This is a genomic window from Streptomyces sp. MH60 (assembly GCF_002939385.1).
Lineage (GTDB): Bacteria > Actinomycetota > Actinomycetes > Streptomycetales > Streptomycetaceae > Streptomyces.
Window position 1 is genome coordinate 396,495 of sequence record NZ_MULI01000001.1, and the last position, 24,603, is coordinate 421,097.

Consider the following 24,603-nt stretch of genomic DNA (forward strand, 5'->3'; position numbering starts at 1 on the left):
TGGCCACCCGAACGGAGGATGTGCTCGACCGTGGGTGCCGCCGTCGCACGCCGCTCGGGGGACGGTCCCTCGTTCGGGGGAACTCTTCGCGGTACCCCGGGATCACCCCCTCGGGGGCCGCGACCCGGGACACGGCAGCGCGCGCCAGGCGCCGGGGGCCCGCCGCGGCACGGGAGAACGAGGCCGCGAGGTGTGCAGAGCAGGTGGGCGGCGACCGTCGCGGAACCGTCCGGCAACCCGTCCGCGGAGCCGGGACGGGCCGCCGCAGCCGGCCGGCGCTGTCCCGGGCGCCGGTCATCCTGGTGAGCCGCCGGTCCCGGCAGCGCGACCGGCTCGGGTGGGTGGGGCGCCCGGCCGCCGGATTCCCCGCCCTTCGCGCGCTGCCGTACCTCCGTCCCACCACCGGTGGTCACCGCGACCGCCGGCGGCCCGAACGAGAGCCCGCACCCGCATGCCCGATTCCGAGCAGTCCACCGTGTCCGCCCCGCCCACCGCGTCGGCGGGCCCCTCTACGGGGTCCGGCCGGCCGAAGCGTTCCGTCCCCCCGCCCCGTCATCCCACCCACTCGGTCGACCGCGCGTTCCTCGACCTGGAGCGCCGCCGCCCCGAGGTCCGCTGGGACGCCGGCGGCGTCGCGTATCTCAGCGGTCCGCCCCCGAGCCTGGCCGATCTCCGCGCTTACGTGGCGTTCCGGCTCCGTGAACTGCCCCTGCTCACCAGCCGGATGACGGGAGGCAGGCGGCCCGGGTGGCAGCCGTCCGAGGACTTCCCCGTCGACCGGCATGTGCACGAGGTGGTGGCCGACGGACCCGCCGACTGGGACAACGCCCTGCACAGCGCGCTCAACGCCCCGTTCGCACCCGGCGCCTACTGGGGGGTCTGGCTGATCCACGGCCACGAACCCGACGCGTACGCCCTCTGCTACCGCTTCCTCCACGCCTGCCAGGACGGCTCGGCCGCCGCCATGACGTTCCGTGCGATGCTCGGCGACGGGGAGCCATCGGCGCGTCCGCTGCCGGGCGGGAGCGGCGTGGTCGGCGTGCCCCGGCGGTTCGGCGCGGCCGTTGCGCTGGCCACGAGGTTCCTGGCGCGCACCTTCGCCGTGCGCGGTCACCGCCCGGACCCGGCCTTCGCCCCTACCGGTGAGCGGCGGCTGTGGCGGGGGCGCGTCCCCGTGGACACCCTGCGGCTGATCGGCGCCGGACGCGGTGGCTCGGCCCACGACGCGCATCTCGCCGCGCTGGCCGGGGCGTTGTCCGTGTGGGCGGACCGCTCCGGTGTGCCACTGCCCCGGGTGACGGCCGTGCTGCCCGTCGACGCGCGGCGGGCCGACGAGGAGCAGACCTGGGGCAACCGCTGCTTCGCCCTTCCGGTCGACCTGCCGGTGGGCCCCGCACCGGGCCGCCCGGACGGCTCCCCGGACCAGGAGGCGCCGCTGCGACGGCTCGACCGGGTCATGACGGTGACCCGGAAGCTGCGGGGCGACACCTGGCGACAGGCCGTTCAGGACATGGTCCGCTACATGCCGGACCGTCCCACCGCGTGGTACCTGCGCAGGGTGCTGTCCCCTCGCGTCACCAACGTCATGGCCACGTCCATGCCGCTCGCCGAAAAGGGGAGCCTGGGGGAGACCCGGGTGACGGGGACGGCCCTGCTGCCGCTCCTCGTGCCGGGACACCTCTGCGGAGTGGGGCTGTCGTTCTTCGGTGACTGGGCGGAGGTGTCCTTCGTCGCGGACCGTGCCCTGCCGCTGGGCGAGCTGCTGCCGGAGCTGTGGGAACAGGCCGTGCGAGAGCTGGCGGAGAGCGTGCCGCGGGGATGAGCGGGTGTACGGGCCAGGGCGCGGGCCCTTGCCGCCCCGTGCCCGTACGCGGCCGGCCCCGTGCCCGTACGCGGCCGGCCACGCCCCCGTACCGGCACGGGAGGGCTGGTCACACGGTGTCGGACACCGGAGCGGGACGAGGCGCGTCGGGGCGGCGAGCGGCTGCCCGGCGCGCTCGGCGCCTGCCCGCCCGGAGCTCCCGACGAAGGGCCCGCCGGTAGGCGCAGATGTCGATCTCGATCCCGTGCCGGTAGGTCGGCGCGTAGACCTTCTCGTGCCGTTCCCGCGCACGGGCGATCGACCGGGTCATCTGCGCGGGCGTCGGCAGAAGGACCTCCCCTTCGATCAGGTCGGCGATCCATTCGGCCTGCGGTTCGAGCAACGGGAAGGCCGCTCCCGCCGGTTGGGCGAGCCCCATGAAGAAGAGCCCGGGAAGCCGGGGCGGCACCGTGCGCAGATACAGCTCGGTGCGGCCGTCCGGCGCGGCGAAGACGGCGGGGTCCAGGAAGGGGAAGGACAGCGAGTACCCGGTGGCGTACACCACGGCGTCCACGGTCTCGCGGCTGCCGTCCGTGAAGGACGCCGAGTCCCTGCCGAAGGAGCGGATGCCGGGCTTCGCCGTGACCGCGCCCCGGGCCAGCTGGACGAGGAGCTCGTCCGACGTGGAGGGATGGGCGGCGAGAGGCCGCCGCACCGGTTCGGGGAGCCCGTAGAGCGCGGGGGTCCCACGGGCCAGCCGCAGCAGGAGTGCCATCGCCGGGTCCTTGAGGAAGCGGGGCAGAGCGGCCGCCCTGCTCACCGCCCAGTGGTCCGCGGGCCGCCCGAGCAGCATCTTCGGGAACACGTGCGCCACGGCGCGGGCGGAGAGGAACGTCCGCGCCGCCGAACGGGAGATCTCCGCCGCGATCTCGCACCCGGAGTTGCCCATCCCGACGACGAGCACCCGCCGCCCGGCGTACGGCTCGGGGGAGCGGTAGGCGTGCGCGTGGACGGCGGAGCCCTCGAACATCCCGGCCCCGGGCACGGCGGGGTCCGGAAGACGCGGGTCCCAGTGGTGCCCGTTGGCCACCACCACCTCGGTGTACCGATCGGTCTCCGTTTCTGCCGCTCCTCGGCTCCGGCGGGTGACCTCCCAGCCGCCGCCCTCCAGAGGACGCACGGAGGTGACCTCCGCGCGCAGCCCGATGTGACCGTGCAGGGCGAAGGTCTCCGCGTAGCTCTCCAGGTAGGCGAGGACCTGGGTGTGGTGCGGGAAGACCGGGTAGGGCTCCGGCATCGGCAGTGAGGAGAACGACATGCTCTCCTTGGAGATGTTCGCGTGCAGCGACGCGTACACCCCCGACATGCCGTTGTCGTTGCCGTAGCGCCAGAGCCCGCCGATGCCCGAGCCCGCCTCATAGCAGTCGAACGGGATGCCGCGCGAGGCGAGGACCCTACTCGCGGCCAGGCCGGACGGGCCGGCTCCGATCACGCACGTTCTCCGCATGGCTGACCGGCCTTTCACATCAGATGGGTACGACCGCTCCGGGAGCCCGGTCACGGTAGCCGCCGCCCCGGCAACCGAGGCGGTCTCGGGCAGGCTTCCCGCCGCACGCGTGACGGGCGGGCGCCAGGTTGACACCGCACGGGGGCCGCGCTCCCGGCTGCCGTTTCCCCCGCCCGGCCGACTCGTTGGGCACACGCGGACCGGTTCCGCGGACCGCAGGCCAGGTACGACGGAGCGAAGCGATGGACGTCCACGATGTGCACCATTCCTACCGGCAGCACGCCGTCCTGCGGGGCGTCGGCCTCCGGCTGAGGCCCGGCACCCTGGCCGGGATCGTCGGCGAGAACGGTGCGGGCAAGACGACCCTGCTGAAGATCCTCTCCGGTGAACTCCGCCCGGACCGAGGGGCCGTGCGCCATAGCGGCAGGTTCGGCTACTGTCCGCAGACCGTGGTGCTGGACGACTCCTTCACCGTCCGCCAGCATCTCGACTTCTTCAGGAGGGCGTTCGGCCTCACCGGGCTCGAACGGGCCGAGGAGGTGATGGAGACACTGGCCTTCACCGAGTACCTCGACCAGCGCGCGGGTCGGCTCAGCGGCGGCTCGCGGCAGAAGCTCAACCTGACCCTGGCCCTCATGCACGACCCGGACGTACTCCTGCTGGACGAGCCCTACCAGGGCTTCGACTGGGAGACCTACCTGCGCTTCTGGGAACTGGCGACCAGGCTGCGCGACGCCGGGCGTTCGGTGCTGGTCGTCTCGCACCTCGCGTACGACATCGACCGGCTGGACCAGCTCTGGCGCCTGGAGGGCGGGCGCCTGCACATCCAGGAACGGCGTACGGAGGCCGCGGCGTGAGGCGGCACCTGGCCCTGTTCGTCACGGCATCGCGCTACGCGCTGATCGGACACGCCCGCAACCGGTTCGCGATGCTGCTGGTGGTCGTGTACATCCCGGTGTGGATCGCCCTCGCCTATGTGACCATCCCCGATCGGCCCGCCCCCTTCCGGCTCCGGGCGACCGGGGAGGTGCTCTCCCCACCCGGCAACCACCTCACCCAGATCACCGGCGCGCTGAACGCGGTCACCCTCATCGCAGGGTTCATGATGTTCGCGGCCACGTTCACCGGGGGAGCCTTCGACCGCCGGCTGGCCATGGCGGGCTACCCCCGGTACCACCTCGTCCTCGCCAAACTGTCGGCGCTCACGCTGGTCTGCGTCGCGATCTCCGTGTACGCCACCGCCGTCACCGGGTTCGCCTGGACGCCGCGACAGCCCCTGCTGCTCACCGCCGCGCTGTTCGGCGCCGCCCTCACCTACGGCGCGCTCGGCGTGGTCTTCGGGTCGGTGCTCCGGCGCGAGGTCGAAGGGATGTTCGCCATCCTGATGATCAGCGTCCTCGACGTCGCCCTGCAGAACCCCCTTTCCAGCTCCGGGTCCGACAGTGCCGTCGTGCGCTTCCTCCCGACGTACGGAGCGGTTCAGGCCAGCATGTCCGCCGCCTTCTCCGACGCGTCGGGCGGCCGGGCGCTCCTGACCCAGTGCCTCTGGCTCACCGGCGCGTCGGCGGCGGGATTCCTGGTCTTCCGCCGACGTACCCGGAACGCGCTCGTGCGGCACACGAAGCCACCGCTTCCGACGCCCCGCGGCACCGGAGCGACCGGGGACCCTGGCGTTCACCGGCCCCCGGCGGAGTCCCACCCGGCGCCGGAAAGGGCGGGATCCGCCTGACCGCCCGGCTGCCCCGGGGCCGCTCGGGGAACTCCGTCCGTCGCACGGACGGCCGTCGACTCCGTGTGCAACCCTGTCCCGCCGATACGCCCGTGACCCGGGCAGGCGGTGATCGTTCTGTAGCCGTCGGGTGCTGGATCGGTGCCCGGAACGACCCGTTCACCAGTGCAAGGAGCACCGCCCCATGTCTCTCTCGCGTACCGCCCGGCGCGCCGTCCTCACCGCGGCCCTGGTCTGCGTCTCCACGCTGACCGTCCCCTCCACCGCGCAGGCCGCTCCGCTGCCGCCCGCGTGTCAGGAAGCGCTGCTCGAAACACTCGGCAAGTTCCCCGTCGTGGACTTCACGGTTCCGGACAAGGCCAAGAACACCATGATGGCCCAGGTGTTGGGGCTGAGCGAGGCCGACCAGGCAGTGTTCACCGAGGTGGCGTGCGCGGCCTGGAACACCTGGGCGACCCAGAACGGCCAGGCGGTCGCGACGGACCTGGACAGCCGCTACCGGAACGCCGCCGGACCCGTGTGCAACAAGTTCGCCAGGTCCGCGCTGGCGACGATCAAGAAGCACGCCCCCAACGTTCCGGCCGAGACCAGGGAGATGGAGAGGGTGGCCAAGATGGTCTGGCGCGACTCCATGGAGAAGCTGGCCGCGGACGCCACCAATGCCGACTGCCGTACGGCCTACAACGCGGTGAAGGTCGGCTGGTAGCTGGGCGGCGCCTCTCATCCGGCTGTGCGGGCCTCAAGGCCCGCGGTCGCTGCACTCGGTGCTGGAACCGCGGGCCTTGGCGCAAACGGCTCTCAGCGCACAGGTGCAGCGGGACCAGCACCCGGCTGCGGATCCAGCGGCAGATGCCGCTGTCGGACTCGTCGGACTCGAAGGCGCTGCAGGAGTAGTTCCGGTGGCCGTGTTCGCGGTGTCCTAAAACGTGACGCCGCTCCAGGCGGGGGTGTTCGCCTCGTGCTGACTCGGTCGCGGATCAGCTGCGACGGTACGGACGAGCCGTGGACCTGCGTCAGCCGCATCAGAGCACGATGCGGTGTGAACATCGTCTTGGCCAGCGAGTACGACGGCAGCACCATCTGGTTGCAGTATGGGTACGCGCCCCCGCCGTAAGGCGCCCCGTACGTGCTCAGCGCCGAGGCGGTGACGCCGCTGCCGAACGCACTGGTGTCGATGCCGGCGTTCGGGTAGTCGGTGCTCAGCGCGCTGATCGGCTTGGTCGGGATGCGATGGGCGACCTCAGCGGCGTACGCGTTCTTCAGGCAGGTGCCATCGGCCACCTTCTTGGGCATGACAGATGCCGTGATCGGGCTGATCGGCGTGGTTGGCGGGGCTGTGATGGGAGGGGCTGTCGCTCTCTATGAGCTCGTAACACGATCATGAGCCGGGCTTGTTGAGGCCTGTCCACGTATACGCAGGTCGTTGGCGGTGCGCGCCCCGAAGACGCGATGCCCTTCGGGGGCGCGCGGCGGGGGTTGGGGTATAGGCGTTGTAGCCGCCGTGGGCGTCCAGCACCGCGCCCGTGACGTACGACGCGGCGGGGCTCGCCAGGAGAGCGATCGCGGCGGCGATTTCGTCGGGGCGCCCCATGCGTTGCAGGGACAGCGAGCTGAGCAGGGCCTTGAGGGTGTTGGGGTCCGGCGGTTGCATGCCGCTGTCCATCAGCCCGGCCAGTTGCTCGAGGTTCTCCACCCCGAAGTGAGGTTCACCGTCCACACCTCGAACGGCACGTTCGTCACGCTTGGAGCCACCGAAGTCGCAACCCGCGCGCGAGTAGCCGGCAGCGCGGCACGAGGACATGCGGCGACCGTCAACGGACGGCCCGGCGTCGTCTCCTGGAGCGAAGATGGCACCCCGCTCTCCCTCTTGGCCTTCACTGTCGCGGATGCGGCCGGGCCGGGCGGCGGAGCATGCGAGGCGACTCCCGACTGGATGCCTTCCTGTCCAACCACGACGGCCTCCGGGCCAAGCTCATGGGTGATCACGGACGACCACACCCATCCACCTGCGGCAACAGGGGCTCTACTCGCTCCCATGCCGCCTCCGCCAACTCACCTCGACCTGCCACAAAATCAATGATCAGAGTGCTCGCGCTCGGACGCCCGCGCAGGGTCCGTCACGAAACGGCTCAGCCGGTAGGTGGTCGGCAGCCCGAGGCCCCCGCACAGCGTGTCGATCCGGATCACCGACCCGTCGACTCCTGCCTCCTGAAGACGGCGCAACCGCGTACGCATCTCTGCCTGGTCCCAAGTTTCAACAACGAGTTCCCACTGTCCCGTGTCCGGCGCGGGGCGAGCAGCAAGCCGTTGCCGCGCGTCCTTTTGCCGCCGCCTTCTTCTCCCCTGTCCTGGCACTCGCCCAGGATCACTGGCCAGGCGCCTGGCTGACAAGGCCATGGGGTCGAGCGTACACATCGCCACTGGGTGATCATCTGTCAGACAGAACATAGGGTGCTGGTTATGGCTTCGGACCAGGACGGCGTGATGCTGCCGCGACTGCGGCCGGCCGCAGTCGCGCGGCGAGGGGCAGCCTTCGGCTTGATGGGCGTGGTGCCGCTCGTGGTGGCGACTTTGAGTATCAGTGGCCACAGCGACCGGCGAGATTTCCTGTCCGTCGTCAGTGTCCTGGGCCTCTTCGGCGCGGTCTTCCTCGCGATCGGTACTGGCTTTTGGTGGGCTAGTGCGGGGGACATTCGACGTGTGCGGGACTGGCGCACCCTCACGGGACAGGCAGCCTCAGTCACCGTCGTGGGTCCGGTGTTCCTGCGCTCCGGGCTGTTCCTCTTTGTCCTGGGGGGCTGCCGCTCTCGGGCTGTACCAACTCGTGGACGCCGCGCCTTACGACAGCTGGCTGTACAGCTAGAACTGGCCTCACCATGGCGAACGGTCACATGAATAGTGCAAGGTCAGAACACTGCCTATTCACCGCGACCCTCTCCCGGCCGAAGGCATCTACCGCCACCGTAACGTCGTCGAACGCTGCTTCAACCGCCTCAAGCAGTGGCGCGGGCCGGCCACACGCTACGACAGGACCCGCGAGTCCTGCCAAGCCGCCGTCACCGTCGCCTCAATCCTGCTCTGGGTCTGACCTTTGAAGGCGATCTCCAGCGGGCGGCCGGTGTCTGCCAGTGGATCGCGCAGGACCACCTCCGCCCGGCCGTTGTACTGCTCGGTCGACGTGGTCACTCAGATGTCTGTCACACGTGTCCCGCCCAGGAGCATGGAAGAGTGGCTGAATGGCACCACATGGTTCCCGACGCGGTGCAGCGAGGTGACGGCCGGGTTGGTGCCGGACTCCTCCGCGGACTTGGCCCTGAGCACGATGACCAGGGTGTCGTGTGGCAACCCCATCACTGCGTCGGGGATCACGAAGGTTGTGCAGTGAATCGACATGCCGGGAGCATGGGGCCGCGCACCGACGGTAGGGCTGTCGGTGGCAGCCGCCGGCGAAGCCCCGCTCGGCACCGCCGCTGCGAGCGGCCTGGCACCATCAGCCCCAGAGGCTGGCAGACAGCTCAATCCTCACCGACTTGGAGGAGTGCGACAACGAACCCGCCTCCCCGGCCCGCGACCACGCCGTCGAAGGTATGGCTGGTCACTGGTTCCCAGGACCGTCCGTTCTCCCAGGGGCCGTCGATGTTGGAGAACCACTCGGCTCCCGGTTCCAGAATCGATGCCGTCTTCACTGCGGCCCTCATCGCGTGGGCATGGTCGCGACGCGCATGCCCAGGGAATACCAAGCTGGCGGCGGATAGGTTGGCCATCAACTCGACTGCTGAGTCCTGCGGAACTGAGTGCAGAGCCGCCTCAATCTCCTCGACGGTGGTGGGTCCCGTCGCACCCTTCGCCACCTCGTCGGCACAGTCGGCCTCGGCGGCCTTTGCGAGGGCGTGGACATGGCTCGCAAGGTCAGCTCCGGAGCTCCAGCTCCAACTTGAGTACACGCTCTCCTGGCCAGCCAACGATTTGAGAAGCGCTGCGAGCAGAGCTGCATCATCCATGGCTGCATCCTCTCAGGACCAATCCCAGCCGATCACCACACTCAGTGGTCTTGAGGTTCGAAGATGGGTTCTCAGAGCGCGGCCGTGCCGGACCTCGCTGCGGGATGAGTCGATGTGCAGTTGGATGTCGGGCTGGCAGTGGGTGCAGGCCTTGAGTCCGGCGGTGAGGAGGCGTCGGGCTTCTTCGCGGTCGACGGGGCGGCGGCGTGTGCCGGCCGTGTGGCAGTCGCCGGCGTGGACCTGGAGCGGCGGGCGGCTCGCGCCGATGCCGAGTTCGACGGTCCACTCGGGAGGCGTGGGGCGGTTGCGGCGCCCGTGCTCTTCCTCGAGCTGGCGCTGCCGGAGGGCTGCGATCTTGGTGTCGATGCGCTGCACCCACAGGGCGTGCCAGATCCGCAACGTCTGAAGACGTTCCCGGTCGGAGGGCAGATCATCGAACGCAAGTCCTGCGACTGAGTGCTTCAGTTGGCCACTCTGAGCGTCACAGTTGGCCGGGGGACAGCAACCGATTCGGTTGGCTGATGGAGGTTCGATTCGCTTCTGCCGCAGGACTCGGGCACCAGACCGGTCCGGTTCAACCGGCAGTGATCGGCGCTTTGTCACGTAGCGGACAGGCTCCATGCTCCGGCCGAGCGCACCTGGTAGTAGCCGCGGCCGGGCCACTGGAACGTATGCACCCCGGTGCGACCCTCGGTCACCGTCACCCAGTAGGCGAGGCGGTCGTCCAGCGCCTCCAACTGGATCAGGCCCGGTCCCACGTAGTGCAAGACACCTGGGCCCGGTTCCCCTCTATAGTGCACGACATCCGATCCGGTCCCGTTGATCTCGTCGTGGAAGCGCGGGACTTCTCGCAGCGGGGCCGCACTCGCCGTCCACCCCTCCTGTTCGCCGGCCGCAGACACACGGAAGGCGATTGCCTTACGCCCTTCCGGCAGCGGAATCCGGGCGGTGATGGGGGTACCGTCGCCGGACAGCCGGTACAGGCGTGAAGAACGCCTTCCTGCCGCCCTCGAAGCGTAGCTGGACTTGTGCCTGCCCGATGGTCGAGAAGACCATCACGGCCGGGCGGTACGACGGCATTTGCAGCTGATGGATCTGCTCGCCGCTGCCTCCCTTCCCGCTCACCTGCAGCTGAGGGACACGCGTCGGCATCGTCGGGCGAGGTTTGGCCCCACGTGGCTGTGCGCTGACTCTGCTGCCTGGCCCCGGCTGTCTCGGAGTGCTTGGGCTCGGGTTCTCCGTCAGGCGGACCGCGTCAGCTGCGCATACGGCGATGTTGCGAGCGGCGCCCCTGGGAGGCGCCCAGCTGACTTGCCGGACGGCCCGACCGTGCCGGGCGTCGAAAAAGCACAGCGGCATGTGCTCTGGCAGCGGTCGGCCGGCGATCAGGGCATCCAGACAGGCCAGCGCGTGCCTGCCCTCGTCCAGAGTGCGCAGGACATCGAGTGTTTCCGCCCGCCTCCAATTGCCGGCGACGTCCCGCTTTGCCTGGTCGTATGCGTCAAGGGCACGCGCCAGCTCGGCCCGCATCTCATCGGTGGCGCCGGGCTGGCCGGGGCTGAAGGAATGGACGTCTACAGCCTCACCGAAGGCCGTGATCTCGGCCTCTCTCTCGGCCGTTGCCGACTCGCCGCGTCCGTACCATGGCCACAACCGGCGGATCCCCCCGCCCACCCCTCTACGCATGGTCGCAATCATGCCGCACGGCCCAGCAGGCACGTCCTGAGGTCGGCGACTGAGCACGGAGCGGCCAACTGGAGAACTCAGTGGCCGACTGAGCGTCGTAGGTGGCCCGTCCGGCCACCTACGACGCTCACGGTCCGGGACGAATGATGCGGGGCGCGGTCGGGTTCAGATGTCAGGGCAGCGGACGATGACCGGCAGGTCAGGGTGCCGCGGTGTCCGGGCAGGCGGTGAGAAGTGACCGGGCGCGGTTTCGGAGGGTTTCGTCCTGGTGGATGACGCGGTCTTCGATTCCCGAGCGGACCACCCGGGCGTCGCCGTCGGCGAGAGCGGCAAGTCGGCGCGCGTGGTCGTCGGTCAATGCGTCGAGGCCGAGTGCCTCCAGGGCGTCGCAGGCGCCTGCCGGATCGGCGTCCGATTCGGCCGACCGCAAGGCGGCCTCGGCGAGCGCGGTGCGGTCCAGCGAGGGGGGTTCGGCCACGGCCGTGAGGGCCAGCACCGCGGCCGGTGCCTGTACAGCGTGCACCGTCACGGCCGGGACGAGATACTCCGCACCGCCTACAGCGATCACGACCTCGTGGTGTTCCTCGAAGGCGCCGGCATCGACGACGCAGAGGCTGTGCTGGAAGACCGGCGGTGGGTGGAGTGGCGCGGCGGCCCTGCTCGCGATTTCCGTGCCGCCTGACCCACAGGCGCACACAGAGCTAGCGGGCGTCGAAGGCATCGGGCATGACCTGGACGCTGCCGGAGCCGATGCTCACCACACCAGTGCCCAGCCCCGACTTGCCAGCCGGAGCCGCCGCTGAGCCGAGGTGGGACGGCTACCGTGCCCAGCTCGCCCGCCACGCGGATGGGCGGGTGCTGCTGGGCTCGATGCAGGGCACCGACATGACCGCCGCGGCCCCCGGAAAACCAGGGCGAGGCCCTCGCGCAGATGCCCGGGTACACCGGCCTGGACGGTGTTATGTGACCTGTACAGGTGATTCAGCCCCAGGGTGTCTCAGGCGGTACACCTCCGTAGACGAGACACGTTCGCCGCCGGTGGCTCGGGGAGCCCAAGGAAGGAAATAGGGCTGCGCGGCGTTGGCGCGGCACAGATAGCCTGCGCGAATGAAGCGGATGCAGCGGGCGGCCGGAGCGGTCGTCGGCTCGGCGGTGGGTGACGCCCTGGGGGCTCCCTTCGAGTTCGGTCCCCCGGGAGCGTTTTCCGTACGGTTTCCCGCGCCCAGTGCCGGTGGGGAGATGTGCGGAGGCGGTGGCTGGGATCCCGGCGAGGCCACTGACGACACGCAGATGGCCGTCTTGGTCGCGGAGTCGCTGCTGGAGCGGGGCGGGCTGGATCTGCCGGACATCTTCGCCCGCTTCCAGCGTTGGGCAGCGGCAGACCCGAAGGACATCGGCTTGCAGACCGAGGACGTCCTGGCCAACGGCATGCCCTGGGATCTCGCTGCCGGGATCCATTTTCAGGTCAACCGGCGGGCAGCGGGAAACGGCTCCTTGATGCGGGCGTCGACGTCCGCGGTCTACTTCGCGGCCGCCGGCCAGGAAGCCACCACGGACGCGGCCCGCCGCATCGCTGCCCTGACCCACGGCGACCGCGCGGCCTGGGAAGGCACCGCGATCTTCCACGAACTCATCCGCGTCACGTTCGAGGACACCGACCCTCTCACTGTGCTCCCGGACGTTCTCGCTCTTGTCCATCCCGACCACCGGGGCCGCTACACCACCGTTCTCGCGCCCGACTGGCACCCCGACGAGGCGACCGAGTTCAACGGTGCCGTCTGGCCCTGCCTCGGCTCTGCCGCCTGGGCTCTGCGCACCACCACTACCTTCGAAGACGCGATACGCGCGGCGATCGACCTCGGCGGGGACACGGACACCGTCGCCGCGGTGACCGGAGGCCTCGCCGGGGCGTACTACGGGCTGGACGCAATCCCCGCCCGCTGGACCCAGCCGCTCCATGTCCCCCTTCCGGGCTTCGACGGACGGGTGCTGGACCTGGCAAACCTGCTTCAGCTCGCACACCGCCTCCTGGAGGAAGACCCGCGGTGAGACACACGTGAGAGCTCACATAAACGGCGAGCGGGTGAAATGGGAGTCCGGGCGCCTCGCGTTCGTGAGACTGCAGCAGCGCCTTTAGGAGACCTCCGGCAGTACCGTGAACCCCTCGTCCCTGGGTAGCTGCCCGAGCACGGTCAGTGCGCCGGTGGCCTGGTCGACCACCGTGCGTGAGGCGAGTGAGCCGTCGGATCTTCTCCGCTTCCAGGCGCTCCAGCTCGGCCGTCGGCATGTTCGGCGACCGACGCGACGAACCGAGACACAAAAGATTCGACTTGCTCGCGCGCGCGGTTCGAAGGACATGTGCTCGGTCGCCGCGGCACTGCCGCAGATGGCCAGCACGGCGTCGACGTCCTCGTGGGCGAGTTCGCGCAGACCGAGACGGGGGCCGCAGCGGCTGATCGGGCACATGGCCCGGAACACACCATATTCGAGCCTCCAGCAGAGCTTCTGAGTCGATGCGCCCCCCTGTGTCACCTCTCGAAAGAGACACTAATGAGACGCTACTGGGTGAAGGCGATCGTCAGGGTGACGGCGACGGGTGCCAGGTACAGGACCGGGAAGGCGACGGTCTTGTACGAGCGGGCGCGCAGGACAGTGACGACGGCCCCGACGAAGTAGAGGATCAGACCCACTGCCGCGGCCACCCCCACGGCCGGCACGGCCAAGCCGGCCAGCAGCCCCGCCGCCCCCAGCAGTTTGGCCACGGCGAGCGGGGTCCACCAGGGGCGGGGCACTCCGTAGGAGACCAGCGGGTCGACGACGAAGGGCGCGCGGCGCAACAGCGAGACGCCCGAGAAACCCACCCACAGGGCGGTGAGGACGGTGATGACGATTGCGGTCACAGACATCGGTGCAGCTCCCGGATGGTACGAGTGGGATGGAACGAATAGACGTGCCGCCAGGGCGGTACCGGCAGTCTGTTTCGGAAGCCGTGGACCATCAACGTCTGCTTTTGAAAGAATCGATCACACGTGGGTTATTGATGGCGGATGCGGGCGAAGCCCCGGACGTCTCCGAGTCCGAGGAACGAGGCGGGGCGGGCACATGGAGATGCGGGACATCGAAATATTTCTGACGCTCGCCGAGGAACTGCACTTCGGACGTACCGCGAACCGTCTGTACGTGTCCCAGGCCAGGGTCAGTCAGGCCATCAAGGCGCAGGAACGACGCATCGGGGGCCGGCTCTTCCTGCGCAACCAGCCGGTCGGTGCGGCTCACCCCGCTCGGTGAAGGCCTGGCTCAGAAGCTGCGGGCCGGCTACGACGGCATCCAGCAGGCGCTGGCCGTGGCCACCGCCACCGCCGGACGGGCCGAGGGCACCCTCACCATCGGGGTCATGGGCGCACTCGGCCACGAACTAGCGCCCTTGGCAACCGACTTCACCGCACGCCACCCGGACTGCCGGATCACCTTCCAGGAAGTGCACTTCAGCGATCCGTTCACCGCGCTGAGACAGAGGAAAACCGACGCGGCTCCGCTGTGGCTGCCAGTACAAGAACCCGACCTGACCGTCGGACCGATCGTGCTGAGGGAGGGCCGAGTGCTCGCGGTCGGCACGACCCATGCCCTTGCCCAGCGGGCCGAGGCGGGCCGAGGCGGACCTGGAGGACCAGGGTGACCACCCTGCCCTGACCGTGGACCACGGGCTTCCGGAGTCGTGGATCAGGGCCATGCTCCCCTCCCGGACCCCCCCTCGGACGCCCCGTCACCCCGACAGGCCCACCGACGCAGTCCTTCCATGAAATCCTCACGCACGTCGCGGCCGGAACCGGCATCTGCCCCCTCAACGCCCACGTCCTGCGCTACTACACACACCCCGGCGTGTGGTTCCTCCCCATGCCCAACGCCCCCACCACCGAATGGGCACTGGGTCTGGTGCGCCGAAGCCGAGCCGCCACGCGTGCGGGCATTTGCCGAGTTCGTCCGCGCGCTCGCCCCCCAGACCACCCCGTGACCCGCCAAGCCCCCTTGCCCGGGCACACCCCGGCGGCGGGAGACACCCTCTGCCGCGTTGGGTGTCGTGCCGTGTGAACACACCGGGTTGATCTCCCATGGAGCCGAGCGGCTGCCCGTGCCCGGCGCAGACACCGAGCACAACCGTCATGACCCGCTGTCCGCCTTCCTCTTCGCTCCGTGACAGCGACCCGCACTCATCTGCTGACGTCGACTGCGCGCTCTGGTGAACGATGGCATGTTCCGGCCGACGGTCGCGGGTTGCCTGTCGCAGCACCGTGGCCACCTTGGGCTGCCCGTCCGCCGTGAGCCAGGACGCACGCGCCGAGGCGGCACCATGACCAGCCGCCCACGGTCGGCTTCGGGACGGTGGACCCGCCTCCCCAAAGCCCCGGCGGCGCGTTCGAGGGATCCGGCGCGGCCGAGGTCGGCGGTCTGTTCGGGGGTCCTCCAGTACGGGCCGGGTGCGGTGTTACGCAGGCGGGCGAAGGGGACGACCCTGTCGGTGGGCCTCACGGTGGCGGTCGTCCAGGAGGAGGCGGATCCAGACCGCACGGCAGGCGGGGCGGAGCCAAGGCTGTAGCCGCTTTCGGAGCGCTGCCGGCCGGGGCGGACACGTTCCTGGCAGGAATGCGCTGGAGCGTACTGCTCGCGGCGACCGGTCTACTGGCCGGCGTGGGTGCAATGCTGACACGTCCACGAGCCGGAAGTGCCGGTGCCCCGGCAGTCACATCAGGACCAGTCGGCCCGGGCGGCCTCGACGGTGATCTTTACAGCGGTGAGCTTTACGAGGGCATGCATCCCTTGTTTGCGCAGAATGCCTAGAGGTGGGGCGATTCGCGGGCGAAGCGGGCGGCGGGTGAGGCGTGGGAGCAGGCCTGGCCGACCGTGCTGCCCCGCTCGGGCTGCCCGGGGAGGCGGGTGAGCGCCTGGCTGCGCGGGCCGCGCTGCTGGACGGCGTGCTTCGGGGTGACACGGGACAGTGGTGGACCTGGCTCAGATGCCGGGTCCCGGGCTCTGGCTGTCCGCGGCGGTGTTGTCGGTGCCGATCTCGGTCGGCGGCGCTTCGATGGGGAAGAGGATCGGGCTGATCAGGTACTGCGTGCGGTCGGGTGATGGCTCGTTGGCCAGGTGGGGGGCAATCGCCTCCCGCATCCCGTCGATCATCCCGTGCAGTTCCTCAGGACTGAGCCAGACGGCATGCTGCCGGTAGCCAACCAGGTCGGCTACCGGATCGGCTGTGTCACGGCCGAGATACGCGGTGAATTCGGCAGTCAGGACCGCCAGAGCGGCGGCGAATGCGCTGCGGTGGTCGTCGAGCGAGAGTGAATTGGCCGTCGCTGTATTGATCCCCGCGCGGTCGCGACGCAGCCGGTAGCGCCGCTCGACCGCGCCGCGCACGCGCCGCTCCAGGGCGACTTCCAGGACCCCGCCGGCTGCGAGCAGGTCGACGTGCCGGTAAACCGTGGCCTTCGAAACGTCCTGAATGCGGTCGCACAGGTCGGCGGTGGTCAGTTCCCTGCCGCCGCGCATCGCATGAACCACTCGCAACCGCACCGGGTGGGCCAGGAGTTCGAAAGCATCCATCCCATAATGATCTCATGTCATGCTACCGTTCGCAGCTCTTGAGAAAGGTGGTGATGGCGTGTCTGACAGTGCTGCGACGGAGGTCATGACCGGATCAGAACTTGTTTGGACGCCGCCGCCCTATGCCGAACCCGGCTGCTTCAGCGAGCACGAGGTCACTGTCGGCAGCGGCCCATTCGCGGTGTCAGGCACGGTGAGCGTCCCCCGCGGGCAGGCGCCCGGCCCCGGCGTGGTGCTGCTCGCCGGTGGTGGGCCGTTCGACCGCGACGAGACCAGTGGGCCGAACAAGCCGCTCAAGGATCTGGCCTGGGGGCTCGCCAGCCGTGGGACGACGGTGCTGCGCTTCGACAAGGCTACATACGCCCACCGCGATGTGGCCGCGGCATCGGACCTGACGATGACGCGGGAGTACGTGCCGCATGCGGTCGACGCGGTCGGTCTGCTCCGTAGCCATCGTTCGGTGGACCCCGGGCGGGTCTTCGTCCTCGGCCACAGCATGGGCGGCAAGGTCGCCCCAGCCGTCGCCGTCGCCGCACCCACGGTGGCGGGTCTGGTGATCATGGCCGGTGACACGCAGCCGATGCACCACGCCGCTGTCCGCGTCGTCAGCCACCTCGCCACCGTGCTTCCCGACCAGGTCCCACCCGCGGTCGTCGAGACCTTCCAGCGGCAGGCCGCCCTGGTCGACAGCGCGGAACTCACGCCTTCGACCCCAGCAGCGGATCTGCCGTTCGGTCTGTCCGCGCCGTACTGGCTCGAACTGCGTGACTACGACCCGGTCACGATCGCGGCCGGACTCGGCAAGCCGATGCTCATCCTCCAAGGAGGCCGCGATTACCAGGTGACCGTCGCCAACGACCTGGTGCGATGGCGGAGGGGCCTGGCCGGCCGCCCGGAAGCCGATATCCGTGTCTACGAAGCCGACAACCACCTCTTCTTCCCAGGCGCAGGACCCTCCACCCCCGCCGAATACGGCACTCCGCAGCATGTCGACCCCGCCGTCATTGCCGACATAGCCCATTGGCTCAGCCGCGGCCAGAGATGAGCGTCCGCGCCGCCTGTGAGCCAGCGGCCGGCAGCCTCCTGCACCAGAACAGTGCCGCCCCGCGCGCCAAGGAAGGTGCCCACTCGCCCTCGCTGGCGCCGACGGCGCCACCGTCGCCCCACTCGGGTCGGAGCCGTACCAAGCCCGTGCCGACCTCGCCTACGTGCCGTTCGACGACGCCCATCCGGTCGAGTACGCGTTGACGTGGCGGGCCGACAACTGGTCGGCCGCACTGCGCGTCCTCACCCGTACCATCACCGACCTCACCTCAGAACTCCTCGCCCATGACCAGGCCAACGGCCGAAACCGCGACGGTCACAAGCTCCGGCGGACACACCCTTTAGTCGAGCATGCGCAGCACGCTGTCCGGCCGACAGTCCGGGCACGCTGTGACACCCTCTGCGAGGGTGCGCCGGGCCTGCTCCCGCTCGATGCCCTTGCTGTGCTTGCCCCTGTTCGAGCAGCCGCCGACGTGAACGTAGACAGGCGGGCTGTGTCCGTTCAGGCCCTGTTCCAGTAGCCAGTCGGGCGGGGGCGGCTTCTGCTCAGTGCCGCGTCGTCGTTCGGCGTCGCGCCGTTCTTCCTCGGCGACCCATTGGCGGGTGCGGTCCAGGTCACGCAGCTGCACCCGCTCAAGGAAGCGCAGCAGTGTCAGCCGCGTCGACCCTGGATCGTTCACAGGTTCGATTCTGTGATGTGCCGCTCACACGGCAATCCAGGGGTGGACCGATCTCTCGCAGCGAAGGTTGAGCTTTGTCACCGAAGTTTGGTGACCGCTAGGTTTCTCGCCGAAGGTTGAGTGATCGTTTAAGGCTGACTGTCTGGGGAGACGGCGCACCCCAGACGCCGTTTCCCATCTCGCCTACCCCGGGCTCAGACGCCTTCGTTGTCCCGGAGGCCACGGGGTTGTCGGTGGCGGGAACTACAGTCGCCGGTGTGACGGACAATAAGCTTCGAGAAATGCTGATTCCCTTTCGTACGCGGGCAGTCGAGGAGGGGTACCCGTGGGAGGACATAGACCCGCTGCCGGCCGAAGAGGTGGACCGGTGGATCGGCCACGTCCGGCCCTGCGCGGTCCTCACCGGTGGCGGAGACGGGCCGGTCGCGGGCAGGTTTGGCGGGCCACTGCTGCTGCCCGCCGAGATCCCGGACCCTGAGCACCCGTACCTCGCGTCCGTCGACTTCGCCGCGCTGCCGAAGGACGCGAAGGACCTCCCTCTGCCGCCCGACGGACGCCTACTGCTCTTCGCCTCACTCGACGAAACGGACGGCGACGGCAACTGCGGCCAGGCCGTTTACGTCCCGGCCGGCACACCGGTGGAGGAACGCGACAAGAACACCTGGAACGGCTACCCCGGCGATGACTACTACCAGAAGATCGTCGATTCCTACCCGCAGGGCGAGTTGAGAGCCAGCACCGAACCGGACCTGCCCTATCACTCACTTCCCGGGTTTCCGCACGCTGACGAGCTGGTCACTGTCTGGTGCGACGTCTCTGACAGAAGAGGGCATCTGCAGATCGGCGGGTACGCGGACCAGGAGGACTCCGATCCGGACCCGCTGGAAAGAATCGCGAGCCGCGCCGTCCGTCAGGCGAACCGGGGGCGTTGGGGCGGTGATGAGCCGGTGTCGGGCGCCGTCGAGGACTGGGTACTGCTGGCCCACTGGAACCCGGGCATCAGTAATCGGGAAGGCGCGGACGTGCAGTGGGGAATCCAGCGCGCGGACCTGGAGGCCCGTCGCTTCGACCGTACCTTCAGCACCGTCTATTGGAATCCCTGACCGGGCCCGGCGGATGTCGTCCCTGGAGATTGGTGTAGGCGATCAGACGTGGGGTGTGCGCCGGGGCGGGTACCCGAGGACCGCTCAACCTTCGATGAGAATCACTCAACAGCCACTGCGACAGGTCATGGGCGAAACGGAGACATCATGGAGCCCGCCGACCTGCTCGACCGGCAGGGCATTGCGCCCGACGGCCTGGAGGCAGCCCCGGCTCCGCCCGCGGGACGGCGAACGCTGGCCCGTGCCGAGAGACGCCGTCCCACCCCTGCGTGGTGTGCGGCGCCCCTACGGCCACTGTCCGCGCCGTTCTCTTCCCGGGTTCAGGGCAGCACTAGGTAGACCTGTGCTGGGACCACGGGCTGGCGGTCCGTCGCCGCTAGCGCCGCCCGGAAGTCGCGCCCGGATCGACAGGGCTGCCATGAAACTGCAGAAGGTGTTCAGGGCGATCAACAACCAGCTCACGCGGAACCGGTAGTCGAGGTGCATGCCGGTGGCGACGATCAGCACACTGGCCGTTGCGGTCGTCGTGAAGGTGGCCACGTGCACGAAGACCTGTGTGGCATCCAGACGTCCGACGAGCAGGCTGCCGATGAGCGCACCCAGCACCGCGGCCGTCGGAGCCCAGAGAACGAATCCGGAAGCCACGTCGAAAACGAAGAGGACGACGCGGAAGAGTGTGGTGTCCAGTTCCTCACGCACCGCGGTGAAGGCGAGACCCCCGAACTCCCCGCGTTCCAGAGTGAGGCTTGCCAGTACCGCCCACACGGCGGCGAACACCGAGACCGTCAGTCCCAGCAGGACCATTCTGTTTGGGATTTCCCTCTCCCGGTCGGACGCGCCCGATGTCCGGTTGTCGCGGAGGTGGATCCGGGTGGTGAGTGCCTGTGTCAGCGCCGCGGCGACGGAGAGCCAGAGGAGGGTTCCAGGCACAGGGGACATCCGCCCATGCTGGCACGGTGCGACCTCGCTCCCGGCGCGATCGTCCGAACAGGCTAGCCGTCGCTCATACGGGTCACACAGCGTGTCGTCCGACATCGAGATGGATCTGGCCGGGATGAAGGAGGCGGGGCGCGTCGTGCGCGGCGAGATCGGTGACGACGCGAAGGTGGCCGACTTCGACCTCGACACCAAGACGCCGAAGGCGACGCTCAAGGACTGTGTCGACCTGTCGCAGTACGAGACGTACGACGTGCAGGCGAACAAGGTGGTCCCGCCCCCGATGAATCAGCCGCTGCGGTACATCGCCACCGCGACGGCGGAGCGGTGGGACGGCCGGCGGCTGGTGACCGACATCAACGCGACGGCGGCGGGGCGTGCTTGACGGGCGCTGCGGCGGCCGCTGTGGTCCTGGCGGGCGCTCAGCCCCGGTCGTGTATGGGAAGGGGGGCGACGGCTGCGGGATCTGCTCGGGCACGTCGATGTACGTGAAGGTGTGCACCGAGGACGGCAGCACCCAGCCTGGCACGGGCGGGACAGACGACCGCAAGGGCGGTTCGGCCGGCGCATCGAGCGCGGTCGAAACGTAGGCGCCGAAGTGCGCCTACGTTCCGCTCGATCCCCAGCCGCTGGACAGCAACCTCGCGGGTGCGGGAGGGGAAGGAGCGGGGCGGCAAGAAGGAGCGGGGCGGCAAGGGCGCGGCCTACCGCGTCGTATGCCCGGAAACCGGTCGCATCGGCGTCACCTGGATCCCGGATGGCGCCGACCCGACCGCGCCCGCGATCGGCCTGGAGGTCCTCGCACAGCGTGCGGTCGATTCGATGAAGCTCACCGGCCCGGACATCGCGTCACCACGCCCGGCTGGCCGGTACACGGTGGGGGTGCCGATGGGGCTGTAGGCCAACCAGGGTGAGACCACCTACGGCCCCGTGACCGCGTCGGCATCCGCAGGCGCGGGTCACGGTGACCGCCACCGCACAAGTCACTTCGATCCGCTCGACCATGGGCGACGGTACGACCGTCACCTGTGTCGGCCCCGGCACTCCCTACCGCGGCAGCAAGGGGATGGTCGACTCCCCGGGCTGCGGACACCGCTACACCCGCAGCAGCAGCGCCCAGCCTGGCGAGCGGTTCTCGCTGACCGCCATGTCGACGTGGACGGTCAACTGGGAGATCACCGGCGGAGGTGCGGACTCCCGGGAGTTCACCGAGGTCCGCACCAGCGCTGTCGGCGTCGGGGTAGGGGAGTTGCAGGTCATCAGCTGATCCCTCGAACAGGCGAAGAACGGCCATCAACGGCGGCTGAGTGGCGGTGGCCTCCGATGGAGCGGTATAGAGGGAGAGAACGGCGAAGCCGGGTCCGCACATCGCCATGCCCGACGGTGCGACGCCGCGGATGGCGGAAGTGCGTTCTCCTGGCGTGACGAGGCCTGGGAAGAATTGGCAGGCAGGCTGGACCGCCCGAGAGGAGAATGACGCGGTGCTGATCGTGAATGTCGTCCTGGAAACCCCAGACACCGCTGATTTCTCTTTGTGGCCGGTGGCTGACCTGCCTTCCTACCAGTTCATGGCTCTGTCGGGCGGTATGTCCCCGCTCGAAGTCGGTAGCGCGCTGGCCATGCTGGCTGACTACAACTCCCGGACAAGTGAAGACGATCGCCCCGTGACGGACGCCAGTGAGGCGATTCGCCGATTGCTGGAGACAGACAAGGTCATCGCACCAGGAGGTCTGCGCGTCCACGACACCCGAACCAACGCCACCGTCCAGCCGGGTTGTTGTTGTGGCCTGGAGGACTGGCGCGAGTGGCTCGACGTCGCAGACGGAGAGAGCCCGTGGCTCGGCCATGACCCTTCACCAAGGTTTGAGCATGCGGACGAGATCGTGCATCTCTGGCCGGACGGCAGAGACGCTCAGGAAACTCCTCCCGGGCAGCCCATCGAGATCTTGCTGGGCGACCTGCCGGGGGTCCTGCATACCGTGCAGGAGGGACTGAAAGGCTTTCTCTCTCTGACGAGTCGGTGGGCCACTCGCCAAGCTCCGACTCTCGCCGCGGACCTGGCAGCCAGACTCGACGAAGATCTGGCCATCAGTGCACCACTACCAGGCACCAGCGGCGAACACATATCGTAACCGGTCACGAAACTTGTGCCAGAGCCTTTCTTAGGGAGTCATTTGGCGACGACTTCGGGAGTCGCTTTCAAGGCCCTGGCATGATCAACAGAAGTCAGTTTTGATGTCAGGCTGGAGCCGCCGATGGATGTGACCGAGTCAGGGCATGCCGCGCGAGTGTCCGCTTACGCGGCCGTGGGAGCCCGGCTGGCCCTGTTGAGTGACCGTCGGCTTGAGGATGTGGTGTCCGCCGCGCCGCGTCTCGGCTCCGGTATCGGGGGTAGGTCGGCGGAGTTGGAAGTCGAGGGGAGACGCGTCTTCGTCAAGCGGGTCCCGCTTACGGACGTCGAGTTGCAGCCAGAGCACGTGCGGTCGACCGCAAACGTGTTCGATCTTCCTCTCTTCTACCAGTATGGGGTGAGGTCGGCGGGGTTCGGTGCCTGGCGTGAGCTGGCCGCGCACATCACGACGACGGGGTGGGCACTGAAGAACGAGTACGCCGGTTCCCCGCTGCTGTATCACTGGCGGGTATTGCCTGACAGTCCCCCTGCCGGCTTCGTTGACGGGTTCGGCGGCGTTGAGGGGGCTGTGGCGCATTGGGAGGGCTCGTCGGCCGTGCGCCGTCGGTTGGAGGCCATCGGCAGGTCCTCCTTCAGCTTGGTGCTCTTCCTGGAGCATTTGCCACAGACGCTCGCCGAGTGGCTGGGCGACAGCCGTGATGCGGCCCCGCAGGAGCCGGGAGGCGAGTCGCCCTATCGATGGGTCGAGAAGGCGCTGCTGCGGGGGGACAGAGTTCATGAGCGCGCGCGGGCTGGTCCACTTTGACGCGCACTTCGCCAATCTGCTCACCGACGGCCAGCGGATGTACTTCGCAGACTTCGGGCTCGCGTTGAGCCGCGATTTTGACCTCACGGCGGAGGAGCGCGATTTCCTCGATGATCACCTCGTGTATGACCGCTCCTACGCACCGAACCACCTGCTTCGCCACCACCTGCCAAACGACGTGCGTGGTGGCACCGAACACGGGGCCTTCCTGCACGAATGGGTCGACGGCTACCAACCCGCTGACATTCCGTCCGACATCGCCGCGATCATCGACCGTCACGCTCCGCACGCAATCGTCCTGGACGACTTTCATCACCGACTGCTTACACAGAGCAAGCGCACTCCCTTCCCCGCGGCTGAGGTCAAGCGGGCCCTGGCTGGCGCAACAACGCCAGGTTAGTGAGGGCCCGCCCTCGTGGGCAGGCACCTGCACATTGAGCGCGGGGAACTTTGTCCAGCCGCGAGTGTGCACACTGCCTGGAGGGCGACAGGTTCTTCTTGATCGGTCCGACCATGGGGCCGACCGTGGCTGGCCAGTGGGCATGCCGCGCTCTTGTGGTGGTGGTCGGGGGTGGTGGCTGCCTGTCTGGTGGGGGGCGGGAGAGGCCGGCTTGGGCGGTCCGACCACAGCGCCGACCATGGGCCCGATTACGGGTTCACGGCAGGATGTACGCCGGTACTGGGACGACGAAGCGTGGTGCACGGTTGTGCAGCAGCGGACCGGCCGTGTCCGGCGGTGACTGTGCATGGGCGCTGTGCGCAGTCACCGCGCTCGCCGAGTTTGCAGGACCCTCACGCTCGTTGTGCAGCCGCGTGCACATAGAGTACCGGGGCCATTGTGCAGCCGCGAGTGTGCAAACGGTCACGTATAAGACAGAGCCCCCCTTGGTCGGCCCGACCATGGCTGGGCAGTGCGCATTGCACAGGTTCATGATGGTGCTCGCCAGCTTGCTTGGTCGGGGTGCCGGGTGGGCTGACCGTTACGGGCTCGTCTTTTGAAGGCCGCGGCGTTCGCGCCGTCCCGCCCGGGGGCGTGCCGCACCGCCCAGCCGTAGGGAGCGGACTGCGTGGCTATTGTCTACGCGGTTCTCGGGCGCGGATACCGGCCTTCGCGGGGAACGGCATCGTGAAACCATCGAGCGGTGTCCGAATCGAGCAGGGATGACGGTCGTACCTTCCGGGGTGAGACCGAGCGGGTTGTCAACGAGATAGTGCAAGGGTTCCGTACGTTGGACGCTGGTGCGGAATGGTTTTCCGGCCTCGCTCCGACACACCAGCAGGAAGTCCTGCAGGAAATCGCCGGCTACGCGATGCAGGCGCACGTCACAGCGGAAGACGGCCGGGCGGGGGTGGCGCGGTCGGGTGTGAAGCCCACGGCCAACCCCTCGATCATGATCTGCATGGACCCGCCCCGCTACGGGTTCGCGGGTCTCCCCGCACCCGAACGTGTCACGGCATTCCGTGTCCTCGTCTCCGTGTTCGCTATAGCCGACACCCGCCGTCGCGAGACGCACTGCAAAGGCGCCTGCGGACACGCATGGCACAACCTGCCATCTGCAACCTGGCAGCCGTAGCACCGGCC

At 69.0% G+C, this 24,603-nt stretch carries 28 protein-coding genes and 2 pseudogenes; 17 read left to right on the top strand and 13 right to left on the bottom strand.

What is annotated here, in order from left to right; genetic code table 11:
- The first annotated feature begins 475 nt into the window (after nucleotides 1–475).
- A complete protein-coding gene (locus BZZ08_RS01810; protein ID WP_104630378.1) occupies nucleotides 476–1,822 on the top strand; it encodes a hypothetical protein in 1,347 nt (448 codons plus the stop codon).
- A gap of 109 nt (nucleotides 1,823–1,931) precedes the next feature.
- Here BZZ08_RS01810 and BZZ08_RS01815 read toward each other — a convergent pair whose 3' ends face one another.
- Entirely contained in the window at nucleotides 1,932–3,293 is a 1,362-nt protein-coding gene (locus BZZ08_RS01815; protein WP_241965322.1) for a flavin-containing monooxygenase, read from the bottom strand.
- Between the two features lie 257 nt (nucleotides 3,294–3,550).
- On the opposite strand from BZZ08_RS01815, the gene BZZ08_RS01820 reads away from it, so the two are divergent.
- The 3 genes from BZZ08_RS01820 (at nucleotide 3,551) to BZZ08_RS01830 (ending at nucleotide 5,743) form a co-directional block, all read left to right on the top strand.
- On the top strand, nucleotides 3,551–4,165 hold the full coding sequence (locus tag BZZ08_RS01820; RefSeq protein WP_104630312.1) for an ABC transporter ATP-binding protein: 615 nt from the start codon (nucleotides 3,551–3,553) through the stop codon (nucleotides 4,163–4,165).
- A complete protein-coding gene (locus tag BZZ08_RS01825) occupies nucleotides 4,162–5,037 on the top strand; it encodes an ABC transporter permease (protein WP_104630313.1) in 876 nt (291 codons plus the stop codon). The genes BZZ08_RS01820 and BZZ08_RS01825 overlap by 4 nt, the downstream gene beginning before the upstream one ends.
- Nucleotides 5,038–5,221: 184 nt before the next feature.
- Nucleotides 5,222–5,743: a hypothetical protein gene (locus BZZ08_RS01830; protein ID WP_104630314.1), complete on the top strand. Its 522-nt coding sequence runs from the start codon at nucleotides 5,222–5,224 to the stop codon at nucleotides 5,741–5,743.
- A 92-nt stretch (nucleotides 5,744–5,835) separates the two neighbouring features.
- Here the strand turns inward: BZZ08_RS01830 and BZZ08_RS01835 are convergent, their stop codons facing one another.
- Together BZZ08_RS01835 and BZZ08_RS39785 are read right to left on the bottom strand one after the other, a co-directional pair.
- The gene (locus BZZ08_RS01835; protein ID WP_241965323.1) at nucleotides 5,836–6,330 is read right to left on the bottom strand and encodes a hypothetical protein; all 495 of its coding nucleotides are present in this window, start codon (nucleotides 6,328–6,330) and stop codon (nucleotides 5,836–5,838) included.
- 85 nt (nucleotides 6,331–6,415) lie between these two features.
- On the bottom strand, nucleotides 6,416–6,754 hold the full coding sequence (locus BZZ08_RS39785) for an SDR family oxidoreductase (RefSeq protein ID WP_274543241.1): 339 nt from the start codon (nucleotides 6,752–6,754) through the stop codon (nucleotides 6,416–6,418).
- Nucleotides 6,755–7,521: 767 nt separating this feature from the next.
- Here BZZ08_RS39785 and BZZ08_RS40000 point away from each other — a divergent pair.
- Together BZZ08_RS40000 and BZZ08_RS01855 are read left to right on the top strand one after the other, a co-directional pair.
- Complete coding sequence (locus BZZ08_RS40000) at nucleotides 7,522–7,932, top strand: DUF6336 family protein (protein ID WP_446750223.1); 411 nt, start codon at nucleotides 7,522–7,524, stop codon at nucleotides 7,930–7,932.
- 55 nt (nucleotides 7,933–7,987) lie between these two features.
- Nucleotides 7,988–8,125, top strand: a pseudogene (locus BZZ08_RS01855) (IS5/IS1182 family transposase); the annotation flags it as partial.
- Here the strand turns inward: BZZ08_RS01855 and BZZ08_RS38685 are convergent.
- The 6 genes from BZZ08_RS38685 to BZZ08_RS38925 form a co-directional block, all read right to left on the bottom strand.
- Complete coding sequence (locus BZZ08_RS38685; protein WP_157953300.1) at nucleotides 8,059–8,223, bottom strand: hypothetical protein; 165 nt, start codon at nucleotides 8,221–8,223, stop codon at nucleotides 8,059–8,061. The pseudogene BZZ08_RS01855 and the gene BZZ08_RS38685 overlap by 67 nt on opposite strands.
- Nucleotides 8,224–8,430 (bottom strand): hypothetical protein, encoded by a 207-nt coding sequence (locus BZZ08_RS01860; protein ID WP_104630315.1) that lies wholly within the window; start codon nucleotides 8,428–8,430, stop codon nucleotides 8,224–8,226.
- Nucleotides 8,431–8,552: 122 nt separating this feature from the next.
- Nucleotides 8,553–9,038 (bottom strand): hypothetical protein, encoded by a 486-nt coding sequence (locus BZZ08_RS01865; protein ID WP_104630316.1) that lies wholly within the window; start codon nucleotides 9,036–9,038, stop codon nucleotides 8,553–8,555.
- 12 nt (nucleotides 9,039–9,050) lie between these two features.
- Complete coding sequence (locus tag BZZ08_RS39240; protein WP_241965324.1) at nucleotides 9,051–9,659, bottom strand: DUF6233 domain-containing protein; 609 nt, start codon at nucleotides 9,657–9,659, stop codon at nucleotides 9,051–9,053.
- Nucleotides 9,638–9,805, bottom strand: a complete 168-nt coding sequence (locus tag BZZ08_RS38695; protein ID WP_157953302.1) for a hypothetical protein — start codon at nucleotides 9,803–9,805, stop codon at nucleotides 9,638–9,640. Before BZZ08_RS38695 ends, BZZ08_RS39240 begins: the two co-directional genes overlap by 22 nt.
- 1,118 nt (nucleotides 9,806–10,923) lie before the next feature.
- Nucleotides 10,924–11,445, bottom strand: coding sequence for a hypothetical protein (locus BZZ08_RS38925; protein WP_198601217.1), 522 nt, complete (start codon nucleotides 11,443–11,445; stop codon nucleotides 10,924–10,926).
- A gap of 386 nt (nucleotides 11,446–11,831) precedes the next feature.
- On the opposite strand from BZZ08_RS38925, the gene BZZ08_RS01890 reads away from it, so the two are divergent.
- Nucleotides 11,832–12,773 carry an ADP-ribosylglycohydrolase family protein gene (locus tag BZZ08_RS01890; protein ID WP_104630320.1) on the top strand — a complete coding sequence of 314 codons (942 nt, stop codon included), beginning with the start codon at nucleotides 11,832–11,834 and terminating at the stop codon, nucleotides 12,771–12,773.
- Nucleotides 12,774–13,282: 509 nt separating this feature from the next.
- Here the strand turns inward: BZZ08_RS01890 and BZZ08_RS01900 are convergent.
- Nucleotides 13,283–13,630: a DoxX family protein gene (locus tag BZZ08_RS01900; protein ID WP_104630321.1), complete on the bottom strand. Its 348-nt coding sequence runs from the start codon at nucleotides 13,628–13,630 to the stop codon at nucleotides 13,283–13,285.
- A 196-nt stretch (nucleotides 13,631–13,826) separates the two neighbouring features.
- On the opposite strand from BZZ08_RS01900, the gene BZZ08_RS38930 reads away from it, so the two are divergent.
- Together BZZ08_RS38930 and BZZ08_RS01905 are read left to right on the top strand one after the other, a co-directional pair.
- Complete coding sequence (locus BZZ08_RS38930) at nucleotides 13,827–14,012, top strand: helix-turn-helix domain-containing protein (RefSeq protein WP_198601218.1); 186 nt, start codon at nucleotides 13,827–13,829, stop codon at nucleotides 14,010–14,012.
- Nucleotides 13,990–14,400, top strand: a complete 411-nt coding sequence (locus BZZ08_RS01905) for a LysR substrate-binding domain-containing protein (RefSeq protein ID WP_198601219.1) — start codon at nucleotides 13,990–13,992, stop codon at nucleotides 14,398–14,400. The genes BZZ08_RS38930 and BZZ08_RS01905 overlap by 23 nt, the downstream gene beginning before the upstream one ends.
- Before the next feature lie 1,331 nt (nucleotides 14,401–15,731).
- On the opposite strand, the gene BZZ08_RS01915 is transcribed toward BZZ08_RS01905, so the two are convergent.
- The gene (locus BZZ08_RS01915; RefSeq protein ID WP_104630322.1) at nucleotides 15,732–16,322 is read right to left on the bottom strand and encodes a helix-turn-helix domain-containing protein; all 591 of its coding nucleotides are present in this window, start codon (nucleotides 16,320–16,322) and stop codon (nucleotides 15,732–15,734) included.
- A gap of 58 nt (nucleotides 16,323–16,380) precedes the next feature.
- Between BZZ08_RS01915 and BZZ08_RS01920 the strand changes: the two genes are divergently transcribed.
- The gene (locus tag BZZ08_RS01920) at nucleotides 16,381–17,367 is read left to right on the top strand and encodes an alpha/beta hydrolase family protein (protein WP_241965325.1); all 987 of its coding nucleotides are present in this window, start codon (nucleotides 16,381–16,383) and stop codon (nucleotides 17,365–17,367) included.
- Nucleotides 17,368–17,707: 340 nt separating this feature from the next.
- Here BZZ08_RS01920 and BZZ08_RS01925 read toward each other — a convergent pair whose 3' ends face one another.
- The gene (locus BZZ08_RS01925) at nucleotides 17,708–18,046 is read right to left on the bottom strand and encodes a DUF6233 domain-containing protein (RefSeq protein ID WP_198601220.1); all 339 of its coding nucleotides are present in this window, start codon (nucleotides 18,044–18,046) and stop codon (nucleotides 17,708–17,710) included.
- 257 nt (nucleotides 18,047–18,303) lie between these two features.
- Between BZZ08_RS01925 and BZZ08_RS01930 the strand changes: the two genes are divergently transcribed.
- Nucleotides 18,304–19,149, top strand: a complete 846-nt coding sequence (locus tag BZZ08_RS01930; RefSeq protein ID WP_104630324.1) for a DUF1963 domain-containing protein — start codon at nucleotides 18,304–18,306, stop codon at nucleotides 19,147–19,149.
- A 285-nt stretch (nucleotides 19,150–19,434) separates the two neighbouring features.
- Here BZZ08_RS01930 and BZZ08_RS01935 read toward each other — a convergent pair whose 3' ends face one another.
- Complete coding sequence (locus BZZ08_RS01935) at nucleotides 19,435–20,088, bottom strand: hypothetical protein (protein WP_104630325.1); 654 nt, start codon at nucleotides 20,086–20,088, stop codon at nucleotides 19,435–19,437.
- Between the two features lie 82 nt (nucleotides 20,089–20,170).
- Here BZZ08_RS01935 and BZZ08_RS01940 point away from each other — a divergent pair, with 82 nt between their 5' ends.
- From BZZ08_RS01940 to BZZ08_RS38535, 6 genes and pseudogenes are all read left to right on the top strand, one after another.
- Complete coding sequence (locus tag BZZ08_RS01940; RefSeq protein ID WP_104630326.1) at nucleotides 20,171–20,470, top strand: hypothetical protein; 300 nt, start codon at nucleotides 20,171–20,173, stop codon at nucleotides 20,468–20,470.
- A 263-nt stretch (nucleotides 20,471–20,733) separates the two neighbouring features.
- The gene (locus tag BZZ08_RS39245) at nucleotides 20,734–20,985 is read left to right on the top strand and encodes a hypothetical protein (RefSeq protein WP_241965326.1); all 252 of its coding nucleotides are present in this window, start codon (nucleotides 20,734–20,736) and stop codon (nucleotides 20,983–20,985) included.
- 103 nt (nucleotides 20,986–21,088) lie between these two features.
- Nucleotides 21,089–21,352, top strand: a complete 264-nt coding sequence (locus BZZ08_RS39250; RefSeq protein WP_241965327.1) for a hypothetical protein — start codon at nucleotides 21,089–21,091, stop codon at nucleotides 21,350–21,352.
- A 214-nt stretch (nucleotides 21,353–21,566) separates the two neighbouring features.
- Nucleotides 21,567–22,217: a hypothetical protein gene (locus BZZ08_RS01950; protein WP_104630327.1), complete on the top strand. Its 651-nt coding sequence runs from the start codon at nucleotides 21,567–21,569 to the stop codon at nucleotides 22,215–22,217.
- Nucleotides 22,218–22,340: 123 nt separating this feature from the next.
- A pseudogene (locus BZZ08_RS01955) lies at nucleotides 22,341–23,421 on the top strand (protein kinase family protein).
- Nucleotides 23,422–24,163: 742 nt separating this feature from the next.
- Nucleotides 24,164–24,595, top strand: a complete 432-nt coding sequence (locus BZZ08_RS38535) for a DUF5958 family protein (RefSeq protein WP_133169134.1) — start codon at nucleotides 24,164–24,166, stop codon at nucleotides 24,593–24,595.
- The last annotated feature ends 8 nt before the right edge of the window (nucleotides 24,596–24,603 follow it).

Coding starts and splice junctions, on each gene's coding strand:
- BZZ08_RS01865 (WP_104630316.1), bottom strand. CDS start 9,038: ATGGATGATGCAGCTCTGCTCGCAGCGCTTCTCAAATCGTTGGCTGGC.
- BZZ08_RS38925 (WP_198601217.1), bottom strand. CDS start 11,445: ATGCCTTCGACGCCCGCTAGCTCTGTGTGCGCCTGTGGGTCAGGCGGC.
- BZZ08_RS38930 (WP_198601218.1), top strand. CDS start 13,827: ATGGAGATGCGGGACATCGAAATATTTCTGACGCTCGCCGAGGAACTG.
- BZZ08_RS01935 (WP_104630325.1), bottom strand. CDS start 20,088: ATGTCCCCTGTGCCTGGAACCCTCCTCTGGCTCTCCGTCGCCGCGGCG.
- BZZ08_RS01820 (WP_104630312.1), top strand. CDS start 3,551: ATGGACGTCCACGATGTGCACCATTCCTACCGGCAGCACGCCGTCCTG.
- BZZ08_RS01915 (WP_104630322.1), bottom strand. CDS start 16,322: ATGGATGCTTTCGAACTCCTGGCCCACCCGGTGCGGTTGCGAGTGGTT.
- BZZ08_RS39240 (WP_241965324.1), bottom strand. CDS start 9,659: ATGGAGCCTGTCCGCTACGTGACAAAGCGCCGATCACTGCCGGTTGAA.
- BZZ08_RS39250 (WP_241965327.1), top strand. CDS start 21,089: ATGGGCGACGGTACGACCGTCACCTGTGTCGGCCCCGGCACTCCCTAC.
- BZZ08_RS01890 (WP_104630320.1), top strand. CDS start 11,832: ATGAAGCGGATGCAGCGGGCGGCCGGAGCGGTCGTCGGCTCGGCGGTG.
- BZZ08_RS01860 (WP_104630315.1), bottom strand. CDS start 8,430: ATGTCGATTCACTGCACAACCTTCGTGATCCCCGACGCAGTGATGGGG.
- BZZ08_RS01900 (WP_104630321.1), bottom strand. CDS start 13,630: ATGTCTGTGACCGCAATCGTCATCACCGTCCTCACCGCCCTGTGGGTG.
- BZZ08_RS01835 (WP_241965323.1), bottom strand. CDS start 6,330: ATGCCCAAGAAGGTGGCCGATGGCACCTGCCTGAAGAACGCGTACGCC.
- BZZ08_RS01830 (WP_104630314.1), top strand. CDS start 5,222: ATGTCTCTCTCGCGTACCGCCCGGCGCGCCGTCCTCACCGCGGCCCTG.
- BZZ08_RS40000 (WP_446750223.1), top strand. CDS start 7,522: ATGCTGCCGCGACTGCGGCCGGCCGCAGTCGCGCGGCGAGGGGCAGCC.